Source organism: Marinilactibacillus psychrotolerans (genome assembly GCF_900101525.1).
GTDB lineage: Bacteria > Bacillota > Bacilli > Lactobacillales > Carnobacteriaceae_A > Marinilactibacillus > Marinilactibacillus psychrotolerans.
This window is the reverse complement of the sequence record NZ_FMZD01000003.1, coordinates 1-22,589: the sequence shown is the minus strand read 5'-3', so window position 1 is coordinate 22,589 and position 22,589 is coordinate 1. Positions and strand designations below refer to the sequence as shown.

26 protein-coding genes, 2 tRNA genes and 1 other RNA gene are annotated in these 22,589 nt (G+C 33.3%); 6 read left to right on the top strand and 23 right to left on the bottom strand.

Annotation, left to right across the window (positions count from 1 at the left end; genetic code table 11):
* Positions 1–107: 107 nt before the first annotated feature.
* The 8 genes from lepB (BLT22_RS02060) to BLT22_RS02025 all read right to left on the bottom strand — a co-directional run bounded on the left by lepB (BLT22_RS02060) (position 108) and on the right by BLT22_RS02025 (position 6,187).
* Positions 108–749, bottom strand: coding sequence for a signal peptidase I (gene lepB / locus BLT22_RS02060; RefSeq protein ID WP_091760141.1), 642 nt, complete (start codon positions 747–749; stop codon positions 108–110).
* An 82-nt stretch (positions 750–831) separates the two neighbouring features.
* Entirely contained in the window at positions 832–1,383 is a 552-nt protein-coding gene (gene lepB, locus BLT22_RS02055) for a signal peptidase I (protein WP_171034407.1), read from the bottom strand.
* A gap of 163 nt (positions 1,384–1,546) precedes the next feature.
* On the bottom strand, positions 1,547–3,031 hold the full coding sequence (locus BLT22_RS02050; RefSeq protein ID WP_091760138.1) for a S41 family peptidase: 1,485 nt from the start codon (positions 3,029–3,031) through the stop codon (positions 1,547–1,549).
* 53 nt (positions 3,032–3,084) lie between these two features.
* Positions 3,085–3,795: a purine-nucleoside phosphorylase gene (gene deoD / locus BLT22_RS02045; RefSeq protein WP_091760136.1), complete on the bottom strand. Its 711-nt coding sequence runs from the start codon at positions 3,793–3,795 to the stop codon at positions 3,085–3,087.
* Positions 3,796–3,813: 18 nt separating this feature from the next.
* Complete coding sequence (locus tag BLT22_RS02040) at positions 3,814–4,038, bottom strand: YozE family protein (RefSeq protein WP_087059709.1); 225 nt, start codon at positions 4,036–4,038, stop codon at positions 3,814–3,816.
* Entirely contained in the window at positions 4,035–4,559 is a 525-nt protein-coding gene (gene msrA, locus BLT22_RS02035; RefSeq protein WP_091760134.1) for a peptide-methionine (S)-S-oxide reductase MsrA, read from the bottom strand. The genes BLT22_RS02040 and msrA overlap by 4 nt, the downstream gene beginning before the upstream one ends.
* A gap of 75 nt (positions 4,560–4,634) precedes the next feature.
* Positions 4,635–5,273, bottom strand: a complete 639-nt coding sequence (locus BLT22_RS02030) for a YpmS family protein (RefSeq protein WP_087059713.1) — start codon at positions 5,271–5,273, stop codon at positions 4,635–4,637.
* Positions 5,274–5,308: 35 nt separating this feature from the next.
* Positions 5,309–6,187: a GDSL-type esterase/lipase family protein gene (locus BLT22_RS02025; RefSeq protein ID WP_091760131.1), complete on the bottom strand. Its 879-nt coding sequence runs from the start codon at positions 6,185–6,187 to the stop codon at positions 5,309–5,311.
* Between the two features lie 223 nt (positions 6,188–6,410).
* Between BLT22_RS02025 and trhA the strand changes: the two genes are divergently transcribed.
* On the top strand, positions 6,411–7,067 hold the full coding sequence (gene trhA, locus BLT22_RS02020; protein ID WP_087059717.1) for a PAQR family membrane homeostasis protein TrhA: 657 nt from the start codon (positions 6,411–6,413) through the stop codon (positions 7,065–7,067).
* Between the two features lie 45 nt (positions 7,068–7,112).
* Here the strand turns inward: trhA and BLT22_RS02015 are convergent, their stop codons facing one another.
* From BLT22_RS02015 to BLT22_RS02000, 4 genes are all read right to left on the bottom strand, one after another.
* The gene (locus BLT22_RS02015) at positions 7,113–7,601 is read right to left on the bottom strand and encodes a dihydrofolate reductase (protein WP_087059719.1); all 489 of its coding nucleotides are present in this window, start codon (positions 7,599–7,601) and stop codon (positions 7,113–7,115) included.
* A 71-nt stretch (positions 7,602–7,672) separates the two neighbouring features.
* Positions 7,673–8,113, bottom strand: a complete 441-nt coding sequence (locus BLT22_RS02010) for a GNAT family N-acetyltransferase (RefSeq protein WP_087059721.1) — start codon at positions 8,111–8,113, stop codon at positions 7,673–7,675.
* Positions 8,114–8,139: 26 nt separating this feature from the next.
* The gene (locus tag BLT22_RS02005) at positions 8,140–9,087 is read right to left on the bottom strand and encodes a thymidylate synthase (protein WP_087059723.1); all 948 of its coding nucleotides are present in this window, start codon (positions 9,085–9,087) and stop codon (positions 8,140–8,142) included.
* Between the two features lie 13 nt (positions 9,088–9,100).
* Positions 9,101–10,987 carry an ABC-F family ATP-binding cassette domain-containing protein gene (locus tag BLT22_RS02000; protein ID WP_091760127.1) on the bottom strand — a complete coding sequence of 629 codons (1,887 nt, stop codon included), beginning with the start codon at positions 10,985–10,987 and terminating at the stop codon, positions 9,101–9,103.
* 211 nt (positions 10,988–11,198) lie between these two features.
* On the opposite strand from BLT22_RS02000, the gene BLT22_RS01995 reads away from it, so the two are divergent.
* Entirely contained in the window at positions 11,199–11,414 is a 216-nt protein-coding gene (locus tag BLT22_RS01995; RefSeq protein WP_087059727.1) for a cold-shock protein, read from the top strand.
* A gap of 51 nt (positions 11,415–11,465) precedes the next feature.
* On the opposite strand, the gene BLT22_RS01990 is transcribed toward BLT22_RS01995, so the two are convergent.
* A complete protein-coding gene (locus BLT22_RS01990) occupies positions 11,466–11,891 on the bottom strand; it encodes an EbsA family protein (RefSeq protein WP_091760124.1) in 426 nt (141 codons plus the stop codon).
* Between the two features lie 42 nt (positions 11,892–11,933).
* On the opposite strand from BLT22_RS01990, the gene BLT22_RS01985 reads away from it, so the two are divergent.
* The gene (locus BLT22_RS01985) at positions 11,934–12,347 is read left to right on the top strand and encodes a ribonuclease HI family protein (RefSeq protein WP_091760121.1); all 414 of its coding nucleotides are present in this window, start codon (positions 11,934–11,936) and stop codon (positions 12,345–12,347) included.
* 19 nt (positions 12,348–12,366) lie between these two features.
* Here BLT22_RS01985 and BLT22_RS01980 read toward each other — a convergent pair whose 3' ends face one another.
* From BLT22_RS01980 to BLT22_RS01950, 7 genes are all read right to left on the bottom strand, one after another.
* Entirely contained in the window at positions 12,367–13,683 is a 1,317-nt protein-coding gene (locus BLT22_RS01980; RefSeq protein ID WP_091760118.1) for a hemolysin family protein, read from the bottom strand.
* A gap of 302 nt (positions 13,684–13,985) precedes the next feature.
* Positions 13,986–14,498, bottom strand: a complete 513-nt coding sequence (locus BLT22_RS01975) for a GNAT family N-acetyltransferase (RefSeq protein ID WP_087059734.1) — start codon at positions 14,496–14,498, stop codon at positions 13,986–13,988.
* Positions 14,499–14,543: 45 nt separating this feature from the next.
* Positions 14,544–15,665, bottom strand: coding sequence for a THUMP domain-containing class I SAM-dependent RNA methyltransferase (locus tag BLT22_RS01970; RefSeq protein WP_226910226.1), 1,122 nt, complete (start codon positions 15,663–15,665; stop codon positions 14,544–14,546).
* Between the two features lie 35 nt (positions 15,666–15,700).
* Entirely contained in the window at positions 15,701–16,129 is a 429-nt protein-coding gene (locus BLT22_RS01965) for a hypothetical protein (RefSeq protein WP_143020613.1), read from the bottom strand.
* A 144-nt stretch (positions 16,130–16,273) separates the two neighbouring features.
* Positions 16,274–16,646: RNase P RNA component class B (gene rnpB / locus BLT22_RS01960), an RNA gene on the bottom strand.
* 21 nt (positions 16,647–16,667) lie between these two features.
* Complete coding sequence (gene gpsB / locus BLT22_RS01955; RefSeq protein WP_087059740.1) at positions 16,668–16,985, bottom strand: cell division regulator GpsB; 318 nt, start codon at positions 16,983–16,985, stop codon at positions 16,668–16,670.
* Between the two features lie 126 nt (positions 16,986–17,111).
* On the bottom strand, positions 17,112–17,654 hold the full coding sequence (locus BLT22_RS01950; protein WP_236048768.1) for an SLOG family protein: 543 nt from the start codon (positions 17,652–17,654) through the stop codon (positions 17,112–17,114).
* Positions 17,655–17,750: 96 nt separating this feature from the next.
* On the opposite strand from BLT22_RS01950, the gene recU reads away from it, so the two are divergent.
* From recU to BLT22_RS01935, 3 genes are all read left to right on the top strand, one after another.
* The gene (gene recU / locus BLT22_RS01945) at positions 17,751–18,374 is read left to right on the top strand and encodes a Holliday junction resolvase RecU (RefSeq protein WP_091760110.1); all 624 of its coding nucleotides are present in this window, start codon (positions 17,751–17,753) and stop codon (positions 18,372–18,374) included.
* 153 nt (positions 18,375–18,527) lie between these two features.
* Complete coding sequence (locus tag BLT22_RS01940; protein ID WP_091760108.1) at positions 18,528–21,146, top strand: transglycosylase domain-containing protein; 2,619 nt, start codon at positions 18,528–18,530, stop codon at positions 21,144–21,146.
* Positions 21,147–21,501: 355 nt separating this feature from the next.
* Positions 21,502–21,813, top strand: coding sequence for a hypothetical protein (locus BLT22_RS01935; RefSeq protein ID WP_091760105.1), 312 nt, complete (start codon positions 21,502–21,504; stop codon positions 21,811–21,813).
* An 82-nt stretch (positions 21,814–21,895) separates the two neighbouring features.
* Here the strand turns inward: BLT22_RS01935 and BLT22_RS01930 are convergent.
* The 3 genes from BLT22_RS01930 to BLT22_RS01920 all read right to left on the bottom strand — a co-directional run.
* A tRNA-Gln gene (locus BLT22_RS01930) sits at positions 21,896–21,968 on the bottom strand.
* 10 nt (positions 21,969–21,978) lie between these two features.
* A tRNA-His gene (locus tag BLT22_RS01925) sits at positions 21,979–22,051 on the bottom strand.
* A gap of 296 nt (positions 22,052–22,347) precedes the next feature.
* On the bottom strand, positions 22,348–22,589 hold a 242-nt coding region (locus BLT22_RS01920), incomplete at its 5' end, for an ATP-binding protein (RefSeq protein WP_176935275.1).

Sequence of the window (22,589 nt, the reverse complement as noted above, 5' to 3'; positions counted from 1 at the left end):
CTAACACTTTAATTATTGTCAGTGTACCATAAAGGCTTTAATTGCATAAAAAAAGTTGGTAAAAGAGGCTTACTCTCTACCAACTTTTGATTCAAACACTATTATTATTAATCAATACTTCCAAAATGGTTAAATGGGAAAAACCTATAGGTTGTTTTTCCCGTTATTGTATCTCTAGAAACAAACCCGAAATAGCGACTGTCTCTAGAATTATTTCTATTATCACCCATTACAAAATATTGATCTTTTGGGACAGTTTCTACACCTTGCAAAGATTCTAATGAAAATTCATTAATTGTTCCGCCTATTGCATCTTCTGAGCTGCTAAGCTCTGCTCCTCCATCAAGGAACGGTTCATCAACTTCATTATCATTGATATAAAGTGTTTCATCGCTATATCGAATCTTATCCCCGGGAAGTCCGATTACCCGTTTAATATATTGTTTATCTGGATCATCTGGTGCTGGAAAAACAATAATATCAAACCGGTCATAATCACTGAATTTATTTAATAATAATTTATCTCCATCCTCTAAAGTTGGAGCCATCGATTCTCCTTCTACACTAACCGGAGCATATAAAAACATCTGGATAAGGTAAAAAACACCTGTCAAGACTATAATATATAAGATCGTACTAACTAGTTCCTGAAAAAAAGTACGTTTTTTTTCAGTTTTTTTCTTTTTACTCTTGCTATATTTGTTTTTTCTTGGTTCAAATTCACTTTCTTCATATTGTTGATCACTCATCAATCAACCTTCTCTCTAACTTAATTCAAAAAATTATACTTATCTATTCTCTGTTATCTCTTAATAATAGGCAACTATTAAATCATGGAATTTGACTAAAAAAATTAATCTTATCCGAAGGGTAATACATCATAACTACTTTACCAAGAACTTCTTCCCTAGATATACTACCATAAAAACGGCTATCATAACTATAACGACGATTATCACCCATCAAAAAATAGTGATCCTCAGGTACTTTGTTTTCATTGTCATTAATCATTGTAAAATTCGAAGTCCACAAACCAGGCTCACCTGATATTTCTGAACGCTTTAAAAAAGGTTCTTTTACTATTTTGTTGTTGATATAAAGATTATCTTGTTCATATCTTACAGAGTCTCCTGGGAGACCAATCACTCTTTTCACCACTGTTTTATTCATGGGATCTGTGAAAACAATAATATCAAACCGATTAATACTTGAAACTGTAGACATAACTACTCGATCATTAGGGTTTAAAGTAGGATACATTGAAATTCCAGTCACTTCTGTAGGAATAAAAATATATAATCTTAGAAACACCAGAATCAATGCTATGCCAAATAAGACTCTTCCGATGCGTAATCGTCTTGATCTTTCAAGACACTTTTGCATATACATCCTCTTCCTCATACGTTAGCTAGAAACCTAATAATTAATTATAGCTTACTATTTCAAGTATTATCAAGTTATTTTTAATATTTTCTTGTAAAATGTAAGTATTTTTATATTTTAAAAATAAAACGATTTATGGATTATCATAAATCGTTTTATTATATTATTTAGATTGCAAATATTTGATTGCCTCATTATATTGTGTATCATTTTTTTCTATTAATGTTCTTAATGCTTCTACTAAAGTGTTCGATGTTGCTCCCGTAACCACTCCATCGACATCAATTTCATTCTCTTGTTGGAATGATTTGACCGCTTCTACAGTCTGTTCATTAAATAGGCTGCTTGTTTTATCAACTTCATACCCTAAAGCATTCAGTACTGCATTAAGGTTTTTTACCTCATCAGAAGAATCATCAGACTTATAAGTTTTCTCACTGTTGATTAATAATAAGCTCTGATATTCAGGCATTGCAATTTCAACGTCTGGGGTTATACCTTTCTCGTTAATCCAAGTACCCTTAGCGGTTAACCATTTTCCAGTTGTATATTTCACTTCACCATTACCAGTTAAAGGCACAACATTCTGAATAGTCCCTTTGCCAAAAGTCGTCTGGCCAATCAAAGGAATGTCAGCAGATTCACTCATTGCTCCAGCTAAAATCTCAGAAGCACTTGCGCTACCTTCGTCAATCAATAGTACGGCCTTTTGGTCAAATTTAAAAGAACCATATTGTTCAGAATCTGCTGTATAGATAATTGGATCTTCTCCACGAATTTCAGATTGCATCAAGGGTTTGCCATCTTCAACGAAAATATTTGACATCTGCAAGGCAATATCTAATAAACCTCCAGGATTTCCTCTTACATCAAATACATATTTTTCAGCGCCTTTGCTATCCAACTCTTCAATTGCAGTAACGAGTTCTTCGTATGTTGGACGATTGAAGTTAGTAATTTGAATATAGCCTATTGAAGGATCAGATTTATCTAATTCGTAAACTACTGATTCAACAGGAATGGCATCACGAATAATTTTGACAGAAAATTCATCTTCAGAGCGCTGAAGTGAAAGTTCTACTTCTGAATCTTTAGGACCTCGAATCAAAGCAACTGCTTCTTGCAAAGAAAGGTCTGCTACAGACTCTCCATCAATCGTTATTATCTTATCATTTGCTTGTAAACCGGCCTTTTCTGCTGGGGATCCAGTGATAGGAGAAACAATTCTTACGAATTCTCCTTCTTTCATAACTTCAGCACCAATTCCTTCAAATTCACCTTGCGTATCCTCTTGTAATGAAGTGGATTCACTTGCATCTAGATATGCAGTATAGGGATCTCCTATAGCCCCTGCCATTCCTTCTAGAGCACCTTCGATCAGAACTTCTGAATCAACTTCTTCAAAATAATTCGTACGTAAAATTGAATATAATTCATCTATTTGTTTCAACTCAGTACTTTGAGAAGTAGAGTTAGCATCAGTATTTTGTGCTGATTCTTGTGCCGTATTTTCTTGATTAATGTCCATTAATCTAGAAAAGGACAATGTTCCAACGACTCCAACAATTAACATAATAATTAAAGAAGTTATATAAACCAAAAGACTGACCTTTTTTTTATGTTTTTTATTCTGCGGTTCTTGTTCCATATATTACCTCTTTTCTTAGCATACATCTGGACAAGTCAGTACATTAAAAATATTTATTTAATTTTTAATGCTGTTTCAAGCGCAATGATCATCATATCATTAAACGTTTTTTCACGTTCTTCAGAAGTGGTTTCTTCCCCAGTTAACAGATGGTCACTGATTGTAAGTAGTGATAACGCTCTTTTATTATACTTAGCTGCTAAAAGATAAAGACCTGCCGCTTCCATTTCAACAGCTAAAACCCCGTAATCAGCTAACTTCATTTTATCTAACTCTTCATTATAAAAACGATCTGCACTCAATACGTTTCCAACTTTAATTTTCGTTCCTTTATCGGAACCAATCTCATAAGCCGTTTTCAGTAAATCAAAGTCAGCAATAGGAGAAAAATCTACTTGGTTATTGAAAGTATTCTTTATAATACTAGAATCAGTAGTCGCTGCTTGAGCTAACACAACGTCTCGTATTTCTATTTCTTTTTTCATCCCTCCAGCAGATCCCACACGCATGAAAGTTTCAACACCGTATTCTTGGATCAGCTCCTCTACATAAATCATAATAGAAGGAATTCCCATACCCGTACCTTGAACGGAAATTCTTTTTCCTTTATAAGTGCCCGTGTACCCGAATGCATTTCGCACTGTATTATATTGTACAACATCCTCTAAGAATGTTTCTGCTATATATTTAGCTCTGAGCGGGTCCCCTGGCAATAAAACTGTTTGTGCGATATCTCCTTTTTTTGCATTAATATGTGTGCTCATATTTCCATCTCCTTTTTTTCAGTGTGAATCATGATCAAGATATTGATTCCAAGCTTCGTCATATACATCCATATTCGGTAAATAGTGACCATTCAATTCAAGATAAGCACTGACTTCATTATAGTCTTCACTTTGCTTTGGAAAACTACCGTCATCTTCTACAGCATTTGCAAACAATGTAACCTCATCTTTTTTATTTGGATCTCTACGGGTCATTAAGTAATGATAAAATGATCTTTTCATTTATTGGACCCCGATTCCTTTTTAGCTTCTTGCCAGTCAAATCGTTCCATTTTTTCTTGTTTATAACGTCTAGGATTCTTTTTATAAAATTCCTGATGTTCTTCTTCTGCTCTGTAAAAGATCTCAGCTTTTTGAATTTTTGTTACAATTGGTTCACTATATCTACCACTCTGTTCTAATTTGAGTTTAGAACTCTCTGCTATTTGTTTTTGCTTTTCATTTAAATAAAAAATAACCGGGCGATAACTATCTCCTCTATCCATGAATTGTCCCATGGCATCAGTAGGATCTGTTTGATTCCAATAAATCTCAACTAATTCTTCAAAACTCATTTTTTCTGGATCAAATACAATCTCTACCGCTTCGGTATGACCAGTAGTTTGAGATTTCACTTGTTCATATGTCGGATCCTCAACATGCCCCCCCGTATAACCTGAAGTAACAGATAGAATACCATCTTGATCTTCAAAAGGTTCTACCATACACCAGAAGCAACCTCCTGCAAATATTGCTTTTTCCATTTCTAATCATTCCTTCTCTGCCAAATTTCTGAACGAATTATTCAACTATTTCAGCATCTTATCTGAAATAGTGTATCATCTTACTGCATCAAGTGGCAAATGAATATTTAGTCTAATATCATTTTCTTGTAAGTTAATACGTTCAAGTGAAAACTGTGTTCCATTATCTAATGAAAACTCATTTAAATTAACAATGATAAACTGATCTTCACTATCGATTGCTATCCATTCCGGAAAATCTACTTGTCTAGATATTTGAGCCATTGCAAAGCTTATAGGCAAGTTCAAAGAACCTATATTTAAAGATTCACCTCGAAGCTGCAGATTTCCATTTTCCAGTACATAAGGTGTCATAAATAGTGAAAATTCAATCGGAAATCCGAATACTTCTATTTCACCACTTAATTCAGCAGAGTCCTCTAAATCAAAACTAAATCCTTCAAATTCCCCATCAAGTTCCTGATTTAAATACTTATTTGTCAGCCTAGTTACATCTTCTTTGGTCGTACTAACTTCAAAGACAAGATCATCTTCTGCTGTTTCAAAAGGTTCTTTATTTTCCTCTCCAACTTTTACTGGCTGCAATTGTACAAACAGCCATATTAACAGGCCGATAAATAAACCAATCACTATGAGAAAGGCCCATTTCCATGGATTAACCTCTCTCTTTTCTTTTTCAGATTTCTTGTTATTTTTTGATCTTTGTTCTGCCAATGTATTCTCTCCCTTGCTTTATTTGAAACTGACCACTACTTAATAGTTTGATTTTTTAAATCTGTTTCCATTAAATCATATAAAGTATCTGCCATAATCTGATAACCTCTATCATTAGGATGAAATAAATCTTCTTTATATAAATAAGGATGGTTCTCATCTTCAAGTTCACTTACATCTTCAACTGTTTCCGAACTATTTTCAGGTTCACTTGAAAATTCAGCAGGATTAAACCGTGAATCTATTTCAACAAAGTTTACATTTTCTGTATCTTCCGCTAACTGTTTAGTTCTAGAATTCCAGGTATCAAAAACTTTTTGAAGTTGTGAGAACTCATTAAAATAATAATGATAAGGGTTATATAATCCATAAATGTAAATAATCGCTTCACTATTTAATTCTTTAAGGGTTGAAAAAATAATGTTCACATTTTTTTCATAGGATTGAATAGTTGACTCAAAATCTTTCAAGGACCCATTCAAGCCTACCTTATCCAAATTATTGACAATATCATTCCCGCCAATTGTCAGCGTTATGATATCTGCTTGAGATAATGCAGACTGAACGGTTTCCTCTTCCTCTAGTAAGGCTAATAATTGCTTTGTTGTATCTCCTGCATGTCCATAATTTTGAGTTTCTACCGAACTCACTATAGGGTTGCTTCTTAATTGCTCTGCAACCAACGGCACATATCCCCCTCTTTTAGTACTATCTCCCACACCTTCAGTCAGAGAATCGCCAATCGCTACTATATCAAGTGCGACTCTTGTACTCTCTTTCTTATTCATATTTTCATTTAATTTATTACCTTGAGTAGAATTATTTGAAATAAAAGTGTTCAATAAAAGATAGCCGATAAGAGCTGATAACATAATGATTAAAAAACTAGAAACAAAAACTTTAAAATACTTCATACAAACCCTTCCTTAATTTTAATGAAAATTGCTATATATTATTTTTCCTCAATATATAATAAGATATTCTTTGAGATTGGCACTAAAGCATGTAAATATGATATACTAATTTTATCAAAAACTTGGTTACTACTTCATAAGTACTCAAAAGATAGTATACCAAATTATCAATTTGAGGTACAGAAACGAAGTTTAGTTAGAAGTCAGTTATAGGAGGTTTATTATGTCAGATAACACATCTGAAAAGTTAACTTCACGAGGATATCTTATCTGGAATGAAGTTTTAAATGCCATCACCCATGGAATGGGCTTTATATTAAGTATAGTCGGGCTAGTGTTCTTGGTTAAAAAAGGACTTGAAATGGGTGGAATAGTAGAGGTTACTTCCTATGTCGTATATGGAACTACGCTAATTTTACTTTATCTATGCTCCACCTTATATCATAGCCTTACTTTTACAAAAGCTAAACAAGTAATGAGAGTATTAGATCACAGTAGCATTTTCCTTCTCATAGCTGGTACTTATACTCCTTATACGTTGATTACCATTTCTGGACGTTTAGGAATTCTTCTAACGGTCATAATCTGGTCAATTGCATTACTAGGTGTTATATATAAGACTGTATGGTTTAAAAAATTTCAAGGTTTATCGCTATGGATATATATCAGTATGGGTTGGATATCACTGTTCTTTCTAAATTATTTATATCAAGGCTTAGGACTAGAAGGATTTATCTGGCTAGTTGCTGGTGGTTTATCTTTTACTGTTGGTGCTATTTTCTATCGTATGAAGTATGTACCATTTATGCATGTTATATGGCATTTATTTGTTCTAGGTGGGACGATCTGTATGTTCTTTTCAATTTACCTATACACTTAAATAAAAAAGGCAGGATCAAGTTTAGATAATTTGATCCTGCCTTTTTTATTTTCGTTTATATATCTGAAAAGTGTGCGCATGAATATTTTTTTCATCCACCACTCCTTCTCGTTCCTCAATTAATTCGAATGCATCATAGTCAATCGGAGACATAACTGTATCTCCTTCAAATTCCTCGTGAATCAGTGTTTTATATAACCTGTCTACATCTTGACTGAATAACTGAAAAATATCAGAACCTCCAATAATATGCAATGGTTTATCACTTTCTTCTGCATACTTCAAAACATCTTCTTTCGAATGTAAAACAATTATATTTTCAACTTCAAAGTTTTCGTTTCTGCTTAGAACTACATTTATTCTATTTTTCAAGGGTGGATTTGGAATTGACTCTAAAGTCTTTCTTCCCATAAGCACATTACCAGTCAATGTTACTTCTTTGAAAAATTTCATATCATTAGGTAGGTTCCATGGTAAAGATCCATCTTTTCCAATTACACCATTTTCATCTTCTGCCCATACAAACGTTAGCACAGTAACACCCTCCTATCAACTTGTCCTATACAACGATATATATTATAAATAGTTGTATAGGGCAAATTCAATTATCTAACTTCTTTACTTAAGAAAATCAGCCTATCAATTTGTACCATTCCCTTGGTTTTATAAAAGAATTCTGCATCAATCCCTTTGTCGGTTAACAAAGATAAAGTACTTATGTTTTTTTCTTTTAGTAAACCAGTAAGCTGTTCAAATAGCGAACTTCCTATTCCTTTACCCTGATATTTAGGATCGACAAACATCTCTTGTACAAAAAATTCATCCCCACTCCACCAATGTTTTCGGTTACCGATAATGGCAGCTACTACACAATCATCTATAATTCCTTCCATACCAATAAACCCAGGTGTATTAAAAATATCTTTTAAATAAAGAGAAGCTTTTTCTGATTCCCACTCATCATTCCATGGTGAATGGTTAAAAACCTTTAGAAAAAGATTTACATATAAATCATAATTTCCAGCTTCAATTTGGCTAATTTCCATATTTTTGACCTCTTTAACAACTAATTTCATACTGCTATAGGTGCTTTTATACCTTTATGCGGATTATATCCACTAACCTTTATGTCCTCTATTTCAAAGTCAAAAATACTTTTCTTTTCTTTATTCAACTCCAAAGTTGGAAAAGGTAATGGTTCTCTAGACAGCTGTTCTTTTATTTGATCCATATGATTCAAATAAAGATGCGCATCCCCTAAAGTATGGACAAAATCTCCTACTTCTAATCCAGTTTCATGGGCAATTAGATGAGTCAGTAAAGCATAACTAGCAATATTAAATGGTACACCAAGAAACACATCTGCACTTCTTTGATATAATTGACAGCTTAGTTTACCATCTTGTACATAGAACTGGAATAAAGTATGACAAGGCGGTAAAGCCATATCAGGAACTTCTTCAGGATTCCATGCGGAAACGATATGTCTTCTTGAGTTGGGATTATTTTTAATTGATTCAATTACATTCTGAATCTGATCAATCGTGTTCCCGTTAGTCATTGGCCAAGTACGCCATTGTGCTCCATAAACATTACCTAAAGTCCCATGTTTTTCTGAAAATTTATCATCTGAAAGAATTTTTTGATTAAACAATTCTTTTTCTTTTAGATAAACTTTGTTAAACTCTTCATCTTCTTGAGACCTCAATCCAAAATTTGTCATATCAGGACCTGTATAATCATCCGATTTTACATACCGCTCAAATGCCCACTCATCCCAAATATGATTATTATGCTCAAGTAAATATTTGATATTTGTATCACCTTTCAAGAACCATAACAATTCACTTTTTATTAATTTAAAATAGACTCTTTTAGTTGTTAAAAGTGGAAATCCTTCTTGCAAATTGAACCTCATCTGATGACCAAAGATAGATTTTGTCCCCGTCCCTGTTCGGTCCCCTTTTTCGCTACCTTCATTTAATATTTTTTGAGCTAAATCTAAATATTCTTGCTCCATTTTACTATCTCCTTTAAATATATTCACTTAAATATTCCCAGCGCTCCATCTTATCTGAAAGTTTATTTTCAACTTTATGCTGCCTGCTATTTAAATCTTCAATCACAGTATAGTCACTTCCAGCCTGATTCATCTCATTTTGTATTTCTTCAAGTTCTGCCTCCAATACAAAAATTTCTTCTTCAAGCGTATCCCATTCTTTTTGTTCCATATAGGTCATCTTTGTTTTTTCTTTTTTATTTGTTTCATCTGTTTGTATTTTTTGAGATGTTTGAATTTTTCCTGAGTCTTTATTGGCTTTTTCATCCTCAAGTGATAAGTACTCTGACATTTTACCGTAATATTCTTCGATTTTACCATTGCCTTGAAAAATTAGTAACTTAGTCGCTATCTTGTCTAAAAAGTAACGATCATGTGAGACGGCAATAACAGCTCCAGAGAACGTTTGAATATATTCTTCCAGTACTGTTAATGTCTGGATATCCAAATCATTTGTCGGCTCATCAAGTAATAAGACATTAGGTTGTTGCATCAATAGTTTCAGCAAATATAATCTTCTCTTCTCACCACCGGATAACCTGCCAATGAGTGTTCCATGAGTTGATCGCTCAAATAAAAATTGCTCTAACAATTGCGAAACACTGACACTTGTACCGTCAGCTAATCGAACTTCTTCTGCAATTTCTTGCAAATAGGATATGACCCGTTTACTTTCATCCATAGATTCATTGGTTTGTGTATAGTAAGCAATTTTTACGGTTTCTCCAATTTCAAGAACGCCGCTATCTAAAGGAATTCTTGAAGAAAGAATATCCAAGAATGTTGACTTTCCAGAACCATTCTCTCCTGTAATACCAATTCTATCATTTTGTTGTATCAATAAGTTATATTGATCTAATATAATTTGCTCATCCCTATGAAAAGTAGCCTCTTCTAATTCAAGCACTTTTTTACCTAATCGACTACCTGATAAATTCATATCAAGCGAAGCATTTGTGTCGTAATTGGATACAGTGTCTTTTAAATCACTAAAACGATCCATCCTTGCCTGCTGTTTTGTTCCTCTAGCCTTTACACCGGCTCGCATCCAAGCAAGCTCTTGCTTGTACAACTGCTTACGTTTATGAGTAATCTGAGCTTCTGTCTCTTCTCTTTCAGCTTTTAATCGAACATAGTCTTGATAATTCCCTGAATACTTTTCAAATCTTCCATGTGTCAATTCAATTATGGAATTGACTACATTATCAAGAAAATATCGATCATGGGTAACTAAGAGCAATGCTCCTTTATAAGACATCAAGAAATTCTCAAGCCATCTGATCATTTCAAAATCTAAATGATTCGTTGGTTCATCTAATATTAATAAATCTGGTTCTTGAATGAGTACTTGAGCAAGTGCGACTCTTTTTTGCTGTCCACCTGACAATTCTCCAACGATTAACTGCATATCTGATATTCCTAAACGGGTTAAAATCGCTTTTGCTCTTGTACTTGCATTCCAAGCATTTTCGCTATTCATTTTCTGTTCGAGTTTGGCAAATACATTTTGTGCCTTTTCATTCATTGGATTTTTTGTCAATGCTTGAAGCGCTGCTTCATAATCCCTTACAGTGGACATTAAAGAATTATCCCCAGCAAAAACGGTGTCTAAGACCGTTTTTGATTCTTCTAAATTACTTTTTTGCTCTAAATAGCTGATTCTATAGTCATTAGGCTGAGTAATATCTCCTTTATCAGGACCAAGTTGTCTTGTCAGTACTTTAAGAAAACTAGTTTTTCCAGTACCATTGACTCCGATCAACCCAACTCGCTGTCCTTCAGAAATTGAAAAAGATGCTGAATCAAATAATCGTTTCATTCCATATGAATGAGTCAAATTTTCTACTTTAAGTTCTTTCACTAGACCCACTCCTCATTTTTTATATTACATATATTCTATCATATCCTAGAAGTAATTTATCGCAAAAATAAATATTTAGGTTCTAGAATACGCTATGGCTATGATTTAGACTTCAACTTATTGTAAGATTGCTTAATTGATTGAATTTCTATATACTAGATGTAAGCATATTAATAAATATAACCTCAATACAATAAATAGGAGGATTATCATGACTTCAGGTAAAGTGAAATGGTTTAGTAATCAAAAAGGATATGGCTTTATTGAATATAATGAACATGATGATGTGTTTGTTCATTTTACTGGAATTGAAAAAGAAGGGTATAAAAGTCTGGAAGAAGGACAACTCGTTGAATTTTCAATTGTTGAAGGAAACCGTGGTCCTCAAGCAACTAAAGTTCAAGTCATTGAGCCAACTGCTGAATAATATATACTAAAAGGATTAGACAACTGTCTAATCCTTTTCACTGTACATAATTTATTTTTTTATGTTAACATTTAGTTTTTCCAATTGTTTAAAAAAGATTTGCTGATTGTTTTTATTTAGATAAAATACAATCACTTTATGATCCGCAGTAGTTAAAGAAGCTTTTCCACCAGGATTCATTATTACTATGTCGTTTATCTCCCCAAGATCAATTATCCTAGTTTTTATTCCCGCAAAATAGCGAATTTCAAGTTCTTCTTCATTGATTGTTAAGTATGTTTCTTTTTTTAAATAAAGTAATATTATGGCTAGTAATAAAAATAAAATCGTTCCCCAATTCAGACTTTCAATCGTGGTTGTACTAACAACTGCCACACAGAAAGATATGAAAATACTGGATAGATAAATCGTTTGAAATGCTGGTTCTAAGTTTAACTTTATCTTTACATTTGTTTCTGTTTTTGCTTTTATATTCATTATATCAATACTCCTACTTTGATTAATGGAAAGGATGACAATATGTTAAAAGTATACACCGATGCAGCTGTAAATGGCAATCCCGGCTTAGCCGGGATCGGTATTGTTGTTTCAGGAAATGGCCTTTATGAACAACTTTCAATCCCGTTATCAGGAAGTTGGGATAACCACAGAGCAGAATGGGAAGCTATGCGTGTCGCCCTGAAATGGATAGAAGCGAATCAAAAATTAAATTCCTTAATCTTATTGTACACCGATAGTCAAATTGTCGCAGACTCCATCAGTAAAAAACATGTAAAAAATATTAATTTCAAACCATTTCTAAATGATTGTTTAGCTTCACTGAATCATTTCTCTTTTTACGAAATTCATTGGATACCAGAAAAACAAAACAGAGGTGCTGATAATCTAGCTAAACAGGCATTGCAAAAGGCATTGAATAATCAAAAAAAGTGAGCTTGGAAGGTCTTTAAAATCAATCAATTTTTACAATAACTGCTTGATCTAATTTATCATCTATCAATTGAATATTTTTCATTATAAACCCATATTCTTTAACCAAAACAATCCGGTCTTCGTTATTTTGGTTATGATCTTTTACGCTACAATATAAATCATTCATAGTGTCATACTTGTCAATCGGTAAATTTAATCCTATCTGAGCAGCAACTTTTTTAGTTGAGGCATTTCCACTTACTTGCCAAGCTCCCTGATTTAAAGATTTAATATCTATTGCATCTTTAGACAGTAAAATATTGTCGTTGAATTCACCTACAATTTGTTTCAGTAGATCATTCATAGTGATAATTCCACTAGTTCCACCAAACTCGTCGATCACTACAGCAAACCGATCCTTTTTTTGTTTCATATTTCGGAATAAAACATCTGCACTTACCGTTTCTAATACATAACTCACCGGCCTTATAACCTCTCTTCGCAGATACTCTTTACTTCTATCTTCTACTCTAAAATAATCTTTCGTATACAGGATACCAATAATATTATCCGTGGATTCTCTACACACTGGATAAATAGAATGATGTCCATAACGTATGGTTTTTTCCCATTCTTCATCAGTATCACTCATCCAAAGAAACACTACTGCCGTTCTATGAGTCATAATTTTTTCTATAGAAATATCATCAAATTCAAAAATGTTTTGAATCATATTTTCTTCATCAGGTAAAATTTGTCCGTTTTGAGCTCCAATGTCCAACATTAATCGAATTTCTTCTTCCGTATTTTCATTGTCTTCCTCACCAATGTTCATACCAAATAAGCGAACAATACCAGTGGTAGAAGCTGAGAATAAACGAACGACAGGTGTAAATATTTTCGAAATAACATAAACTAACCCAGATAAAAATAGAGCAATCTTTTCAGGATTTCTGAGTGCAATTTGTTTTGGAACTAATTCACCTAACACAACTGTGAAGTATGTTAATAACAAGGTGATAACGAATAATGATACAATGCTCAATACAGCTTCAGGAATAGCAATTCCAATTGAAGAGAGCACATTAACTAACCGACTGGAAAAATTTTCAGTAGCGACGGCACTACTAAGTAAGTTGACTAATGTTATACCAATTTGAATTGTAGCTAGAAAATCTGAAGAGTTCTCTGTTAACTTTTTTAATCGAACTGCTCGTATATTTCCATCTCGAGCCATCTGTTCTAATTTGTTGTCATTGATTGTAATAACTGCAATTTCAGCACTTGCAAATATTGCATTTAGAAATATAAAGATAAGTTGTAGTGCTAAAAGCCATATCAGTGAAAATTCCGACAAGAAAATAACCTCCGTTTTATTTAAGTATTATTATATAGGAAATATAATTTAAATACAGTTTTATATCTCTTTAAAAAAATCTAGTTTATTAATCCCTTTAATATCTATCTGAATGTTTCTTATATTAAAATAATAACATTATTGAGTAAAAGTTCGCTAATACTAAGACTAGTTTTGAAAAAAATCCGTTTAATTCTATAATTATGATATTCGTTCGGCCTAATAATAAATTTCACAAAACAAAATAAGCCTCATGAAGAGTGCGATACTTCACGAGGCTAGTCTTATACATCATACTTGATTCACTTAGGTTTATAGTCACCTTTTAACAAGCCCATCAATAAACCATTGGTGTATTTACCATTAATATAATACTGTTGTTTTTTTTCACCTTCTATTTGAAACCCTACTTTTTTATATACATGAATAGCTTTTTTATTATAATCTACAACATCTAAATTAATTTTATTTAAATTCAATATATTGAACCCATATTCTACTATTAAACGAGTTGAATCAGCAGCATGACCATTTCCTTGATGATAAGGATCTAGCATAATTCCAAATGTACCCGTTCTATGACTAAAATTCAGGTTAAAAAGTGAAGTATAGCCTATTTTTTCATCATCTTGATAAATAATAAATTCTCTTATCGTAGTATCTGTCTGCCTATCTTCATAATTTTTTAATACTTTTTCTTTTGTTGTGTATGGTTCTCCACACCAGTATTGCATGATATCATTATTTTTTCTCATTTTATGGATGAAATCTAAATCACTTTTTTCTACTGTTCTAATTTGTAATTTTCCAGCCAATTCTTTGCCTCCTATTTTTATATAATCCAATAATAAAAACTGAAATTATCTTTTTCCCCAATATTGGAAATAATCCGTTCTTAAATAACCATTATAAAGTTTGCGTTTTTTAGTTGCTCGTTCTCCATAATGCTTTTCAAAGTCTAAATCACTGGTAATAATATATTTACTCCAACTTTTTAGCGGTCTGAAAGCTTTACCCATATCTTTATAGATTTGAGCTGCTTGTTCAAGGTCTCCTAACCGCTCTCCGTAAGGAGGATTTGCAACCATTACACCGAATTCTTTATCCGTTGTAAAATCTTTTACTTGCATCTGCTTGAATTTAACACTGTGAGATAGACCTGCTTCTAGAGCATTTTCTTTAGCGATTTCTATCATTTTAGAATCAATGTCGGTTCCCAAAATATCTAGTTCAACATCATAATCAGCTTGCTCTTCAGCATCTTGTCTGATCTTTTCCCACATTTCTTTATCCATCCAATCCCATTCTTCACATAAGAAAGAACGATTGAATCCAGGCGCAATATTATGGCCAATCAAAGCGGCTTCAATTGGTATTGTTCCTGAACCGCACACTGGATCAACAAAAGGTCGATCTTTTCTCCAAGTGGTCAACATAACTAGTGCAGCAGCCATATTTTCTTTTAGTGGTGCTCCCCCTTTGCCCGTACGATAGCCTCGTTTGAACAAACTAGGCCCAGTAGTATCAATTGTGAGCAATACTTTATCTTTCAAAATGGCTACTTCAATTGGAAATTTAGCCCCAGTTTCCGGCAGCATTCCGCGACGATGATAAACATCTTTAAGTTTATCAGCTATAGCCTTGTTCACAATCCTCTGCACATCTGGGACACTGTACAACGTTGACTTATGAGATTTACCTGATACAGGGAAAGCTGAATCGATTGAAAGAAATTCATCCCATGGTAAAGCTTTCGTCTGTTCAAATAATGAGTCAAAAGTATCAGCTTCAAATTCGCCAACTATAATTTTAACTCTATCTGCTGTTCTTAGCCACAAATTCGTTTTAGCTATATCTTCTTTTTCACCCTCAAAACGAGCTCGACCATTATCGACTTGTACTTGATAGCCTAATTGTTTCAATTCTTTTCCTACTAGAGCTTCGATTCCACTAGCGGCAGTTGCTAAAAGCTTATAGCTCATAATAAATAACCCTTTCTTTTCTTTTATAATTTCTATTAAATTAATGCACCCGTCAAAATCGCTATTCCTACGATATAAAAATAGGATGAGAATTTAGAGAGCCTTCTGTTTTGTATTAATTCTTTAAGATCCTTTGCTTTATTAATATTTACTAATTTGACAATAAACTCCGTTACTTGCACAACCATTAATAATAAAGCGATGAATCTTATGACTGAATAATCATAGATTAACCACAAACTAATTAAAGTATACCCAAAGAGGAGAAAAAACTGAAATAAAAAAATTCTACTCACAACTTTTTTCTTTTTGTTAAATTGATTTCCAAGCATTGAAGTCATCAATGACACAGTCAGTTGTATTTCCTTTTGTTTTTCCTGTTTAGGCTTAGTCAGACCCATTATAAGATAGATGCCTATCATTGTCCCATACAAAACCATTAAGATGCTAAGTATTTCTTTCATTATCATTTCAATCCTTTCTATAATTGATTTAGGACAAAAATAAATCCTCCCCTATACAGGGAAGGATTTAACCTGAATGAGTAGATGTTTATCTAGCAACTATCAAGAAGATAGTTGCTATACATCATAAACAAATGTGTAAATTACTATAAGCCATGTTCTGTCTAGAGAAAACGATCAGGCTGTTTTCTCAGAGATAATCATCTGTCTGCAATTAAAATTGCCTCTTCTCTCTGTTCATTTCCAGGAGAAAAGTGCCCCTACCATATGTTTGGGTTGCTCACTCGAGGGGTTTACCGCGTTCCACCAGCAGAGTTTCCCCTGCTGCTTCGTCACTGTGGCACTTTCAAGAATACTCAGGCGTAGCTTTAGCCTTAGCCCTTTTTTCTGCCGTCATCCACTCTATAGAATGGAGCCGCAGCTTATTTTTTCGCTGCGCACGAACACTACAAACATCTCAGTTTGTGTGAGCATGGACTTTCCTCACATTGTAAACAATGCGCGATTATCCGTAATTTACACATTTAATATTAATTATTTATTCATCATCTAATTTTGATCCAAAAACATGTCTTTCTAGATTAGATAATCTTTTCAAAATATCAAAATTAGTTACTGAAGAACCATTTTGACTCTGACCCTGTGGTTTTGCAACAGCCTGTTTAGATAATTCATCTAGCTTATTCATCAGACGATCGTTTTCAGACTTAAGTTGTGCGATTTCAGTTTGAAATGATTCATAATCACGAATCACAACATCTAAAAATTCATCTACCTCTGTCTGATTATAACCTCGCATTGTAGTTTTAAAATCTTTTTCAACAATTTCTTTTTGATTTAATTCTCTATCCATTATTTTGCACCTCTGATTTCTTCTGTTGCTCTTGAGTACATTTTATACTACATACTGCTTATAATTATAAAAAAGCAATTAAGCTACTTCTACATTTCAATTGTACCAAATTATACTCATAAATAAAAGCTAGCTTTCAAAATGATTTTCTTCATACTCTGAGACAAAGGCTTGTAATTCATCAAATGTAATGAAATCTAATTCATAATCATGTGAGTATTTGAATTCATTAATCATTTCTAGTAAAAATTTAGGTTTTCCTTCAGATTCAGTATCATAGAATAATAAGCATCCTTCTGTATGATCTATTAAAAATTGTTGATTTCCTTTAAGCTGCATAGGATTCTTGTAAGGATAACTAGATGTATGATTAGTATAATCTGCTTTTGCAATTATTTTATCAAATAATTCACGATTTCCTTCTTTCCAGTTTTCAGCAAATCCCGAATAAGGTAGTAACACACCTAGTTTTATTTCATTATAAGTTTCTTTTAATTCTAATACAATCTCCCCCACCCATAGTTCCGTACCAAGTTGAGCACTAATTAATACCCATTCAAGCCCTGTTTCAATATATTCAATCAATCTATTCTTTAAATACATTTTTATATAAAATAATTTTGGATCATTTTCTGTGAAAACACTTAATTCATAGGATCTATATCCACTCACATATAAATTTTTGATAAAAATTCACACCTTTCTTTCCTTACCGTTCATTTGTTTGGTATTATACTAGTTAATCATCATTAAAGGAGCGTGAAGTCATTGCTTAACTACCCAAATGGTCGACCTTATCACATCAATGGTGACAAACAGGCACTAAAAAAGCAAGTAAAAACTAAAAAAACAGATTATAGCAATAGAGGGATGACTTTAGAAAGTGACCTTAACCTCACAAATGAGCAATATCTTATAGCTAAAAAAGCTGTAATTCATAAAAAGCCTATTCCAATACAAGTCGTTAATGTAAGCTATCCTAAAAGAAGTGCTGCTAAAATTACAGAAGCTTACTACCAAAAAGCATCTACAACTGATTATAATGGTATTTACAAAGGATTTTACTTAGATTTTGAAGCTAAAGAAACTAAAAACAAGACTTCCTTTCCATTGAAGAACTTTCACGAACATCAGATACTGCACATGCGAGCTTGTATGGAACAAGATGGAATTTGCTTTATTATCATTAGATTTAGTACACTAAACCGTGTATTCGTGCTACCTTTTGATAAATTGGATACGTGGTGGAAACATCAAAAAGAAGCTTTAGGGAAGAAATCTATTCCATTAAAGAGTATCATAGAAGAAGCTCATGAGATATTTTATGGACTTTCTCCACGTCTTCCTTATTTAGACGCTATAGATAAAATCATTAAATCAAAGAAAACTTAATAAATACTTTGTAAAATACTATTATAGTATTATGTTGAGACTTGATTTCATCCAATTTATATTGATAATCAGGCTTATATTAATAAAATTTCTAGGTAGTATACGTAACTTTTCTCTTAATTTTTGAGGATCAGAACTGAAAAGGAGAACAATATGTCAGATAATAATATGTCCCGTATAAAAAATAAACAAAACAATCCACAAAGGAAAAATAAAAAGGATAAAGGCAAAAAGAAAAAATCATGGATTAAGCGTATTTTCCTTGCATTTATTGGTCTATTCTTACTAATTCTAGTTGCTGGGGGCAGCTTATTTGCCTATTACGCTTCAAGTGCACCTGAATTAACCGATGAAAATTTGCTAGGAAGCTTTTCTACGGATTTAGTCGATTCACAAGGTGAGGTATTTTATACTTTAGGAGGACAAAATAGAGATTTCGCAGAAGCTAATGATTACCCTGAAGTCATGAAAGACGCAATGACTGCTATTGAAGATCAAAATTTTTATAAGCACTTTGGTATTGATCCAATTGGGATTGGCCGAGCAGCACTTGGGTATGTTACTAATCTAGGTAAAATTTCTGGGGGTGGTAGTACCATTACCCAGCAATTAATAAAACTTTCAGTATTCTCTACTGAACGTTCAGACCAAACTCTAAAGAGGAAAGCCCAAGAAGCTTGGCTTGCTATTAAATTAGAACGTCAACTTTCTAAAGAACAAATCCTCACTCTATATATGAACAAAATTAATATGTCCGGAAATGTTTATGGTATCGCGACGGCTTCCGAAGAATATTACGGCAAACCTGTAGAAGAACTTGAATTACAAGAAGCGGCTTTATTTGCCGGAATGGCTCAAGCGCCAAATAGGTATAATCCTTATGTAAATCCCGAAGAAGCTACAAATCGTAGAAATACCGTATTAAATGTTATGCGTGATAATGGGGATATTACTGCAGAGGAAGCTGAAAAAGCTAAAGCAATACCCATTGAAGAAGGATTAGTCAATCGTTCAGATAGTAGCTTAAATAGTCAAATGTTCGATAGTTATTTAGTTAAAGTACTAGAGGAAGTCGAAGAAAAAACCGGGTTAAATCCAGCTACTGCAGGTTTAACCATTCAAACTAATATTGATATGGACGCTCAGCAAGCAGCATTTGATATTGCAAACAGTGAAGAATACGTAAACTTCCCCGATGATGAATTGCAAACAGCTATTTCTTTAGTAGATGCTAATACTGGACAAGTTAAAGCTTTAGTTGGTGGGCGTAAGCAAGAAGGTCAATTATTAACAAATAGAGCAACTAGTACTGACCGCCCCACTGGTTCTACTATTAAACCATTAACTACGTACGGTCCTGCTATCGAATATAATAAGTTTTCAACTTATCATCAGTTAGTTGATGAGAAATGGTCTTATCCTGATGGTACACCGTTAAGAAACTACGATGGTAAATATGTCGGACAGCTAAGCCTGCGAGAAGCATTAGTAGATTCTCGAAATATTCCAACTGCCAGGTTATTTGCCGAAGAAGTAGATCGTGCCGATGCAACCGAATTTGTAGAAAACGTTGGTTTAGACACTAATCTTATGTCAAAAGAAGGTGGTTTAGTAAACTCTAATGCAATCAGTGGAACAGCTAGTCCGTTACAAATGGCCTCTGCTTATAGTGCTTTTTCAAATGGAGGGAATTATACTGAGCCCTATACTGTCTCTAAAGTTATTACTCAAGATGGACAAGAAATAGACCTGACTCCTAAAACCAATCAAGCGATGTCAGATTATACTGCATATATGATTACTGATATGCTTAAAGATGTGGCCGCTAATTATAGTAGTTCTGTTGGTATTCCTGGTGTTCCTCAAGCTGGTAAAACCGGTACGACTAATTATACTCCAGAACAAATTCAAGAACATAATCTGCCATCAGATGCTGTTCCTGATTCTTGGTATGTAGGTTATACTTCAAATTATTCGTTATCAGTCTGGACAGGATATGATAAAAAATATGAAGACGGGCACTGGCTTAGCAATAAGGATGGAACTCGTCAGCTACCAAGAGATATCTATCAAGCTTTAATGAGCAAAGTTTCAGAAGGATTAGATAATTCTGACTGGACAAAACCCGCTTCTGTTTCTGAAGTTCGTGTGGAGGCTGGGTCAAATCCTGCAAAATTACCAGGTCCAAATACACCTGAAAGTGAAATTGTTACTGAATTATTCGTTGCTGGTACAGAACCTTCTGAAGTCTCAACCTCTTATGGAGAAGACTTGACTGCTCCAACCGGATTATCAGCACAATATGACGAAGACTCAAATGAAATCAATATTAATTGGAATGAATATACACTACAAGATGAAGATGAAAAAGCCACTTATGTTTTATCGGTAAATGGCAAAGAAGTTTCAGTAGAAGGAACAGAATATACTGTAGCTGATCCCGACAGCGGAACTGTCCAAATCACTTTATCTGTTCAGGCTTATGGGAATACAGGACCAGCTGCTACTACTTCTGTTACTGTCCCAGAACCTGTCGAGGAAGAACCCGAAGAAAATACTGAAGAAGAACCAGAAGCAAATCCTGAAGAGCCTGTTGAAGAAGATACTGGTGAGAACGATGAAGATGTTGAAGATAAACCAGATGATCCAGAAGAAGATTCTAATAATCCTGAGGATACTGAAGACAATCCTTCTGATGAATCAGACAATAATTCATCAACTCCTCCTGCTGACAACCCTGGTACTAACACAAATCCAGAAACTGAAGAATAATTTAAGCGGTAGTGAACAACTGATAACCTTGTTCACTACCGCTTATTATTGTCCCTCTCCTCTTCAGAGTCACTAGTAACTTGTCCCCTCCCACTCCATGATTTGATTTCAATATTCTATTTATAATATCTATTTATTTAAAATAACATTTAACTTTTCTTAACTAAGGATTAATACTCCTCCTGCTTTACATTTGACTCAGTGTACTCTTGATTTAAATCTCAGTATTCCTTACAAAATATTCCAGTAAAATAGTGCCTAAATTACTTTGAACTTGACAAAAGAGAACAAGTGTTTATAATATATTATAAACACTTGTTCTCTTTTTATTATGTATAGAAAAGGAGTTATACTTATGGAAATTATAATGATTGAAGGAACGGTTATTTCTGATGAAATCAAAGTTTTAAAAACTGATAACGGCGTGCCTTTATGTCGCTTCACTTTTTCTGCTAATTCTACTAATTTGAACTGTTTAATAACAGGTAAAATTGCCTACACATTTCTTTATGAAGTTGAAAATAATACAGTGCTTTCTCTAACTGGTAAAATCAATCGAAAAAATCAGTTTATAGTTCTACAATATTTCATTTTAAAGAAACCTACTTATTTTGGAAAAATTTTCAATTATAAAGGTCATGCTTTACCCTTCTCTAAAAACTATTAGTATCTATTTTATTACTCTGTTTAAAAATGAAAATGCCAAAAGAGCTACACCAATTAATGATGTAACTCTTTTGGTATTTTGACTGGGCTACCAGGATTCGAACCTGGGGAATGACGGGATCAAAACCCGCTGCCTTACCGCTTGGCTATAGCCCAATATTACAAGGGCGACTGATGGGGCTCGAACCCACGAATGCCGGGACCACAACCCGGTGCGTTAACCACTTCGCCACAATCGCCATTACGTTTAAAAAAGTTTTTAGCCGATTAACCTAATTAAGGATCGTTAACATACACCTATATATTGCATGCTTTACTATATAGATTGATTTTTTTATTCGCGATTTTAGAAATCAAAACAACAAAAATAGTATACGGTATTTCCCTGATAGTGTCAATTTCTTTTAAATTATATAATTCTTGTTTTTATAATTATAATTTAATTCTTTATTATCTTAGTTTGTGATGTATTTTGCAAGAATAAAATCCATAAGAGTGCAGGAAATTTATCCATAACTTTGCAGTTCCCATTTAGTTAATTTCTTAATTGAGACAAAGCATTGGTATACCGGTAACTTGTGCCCGCAAAAGTGAAGATATGAGCGTGATGAATCAACCGATCCACTAGTGCACTGGTCAATCTTGAATCTTGAAACACTTTACTCCAAGAGCTAAATTCCAGGTTCGTTGTGATAATCAAACTTTTCTCTTCGTAAAAATCTGATATTAAGTGAAATAGTAATTCTGCACCTTCTTTATCAAAAGGTAAGTAGCCTA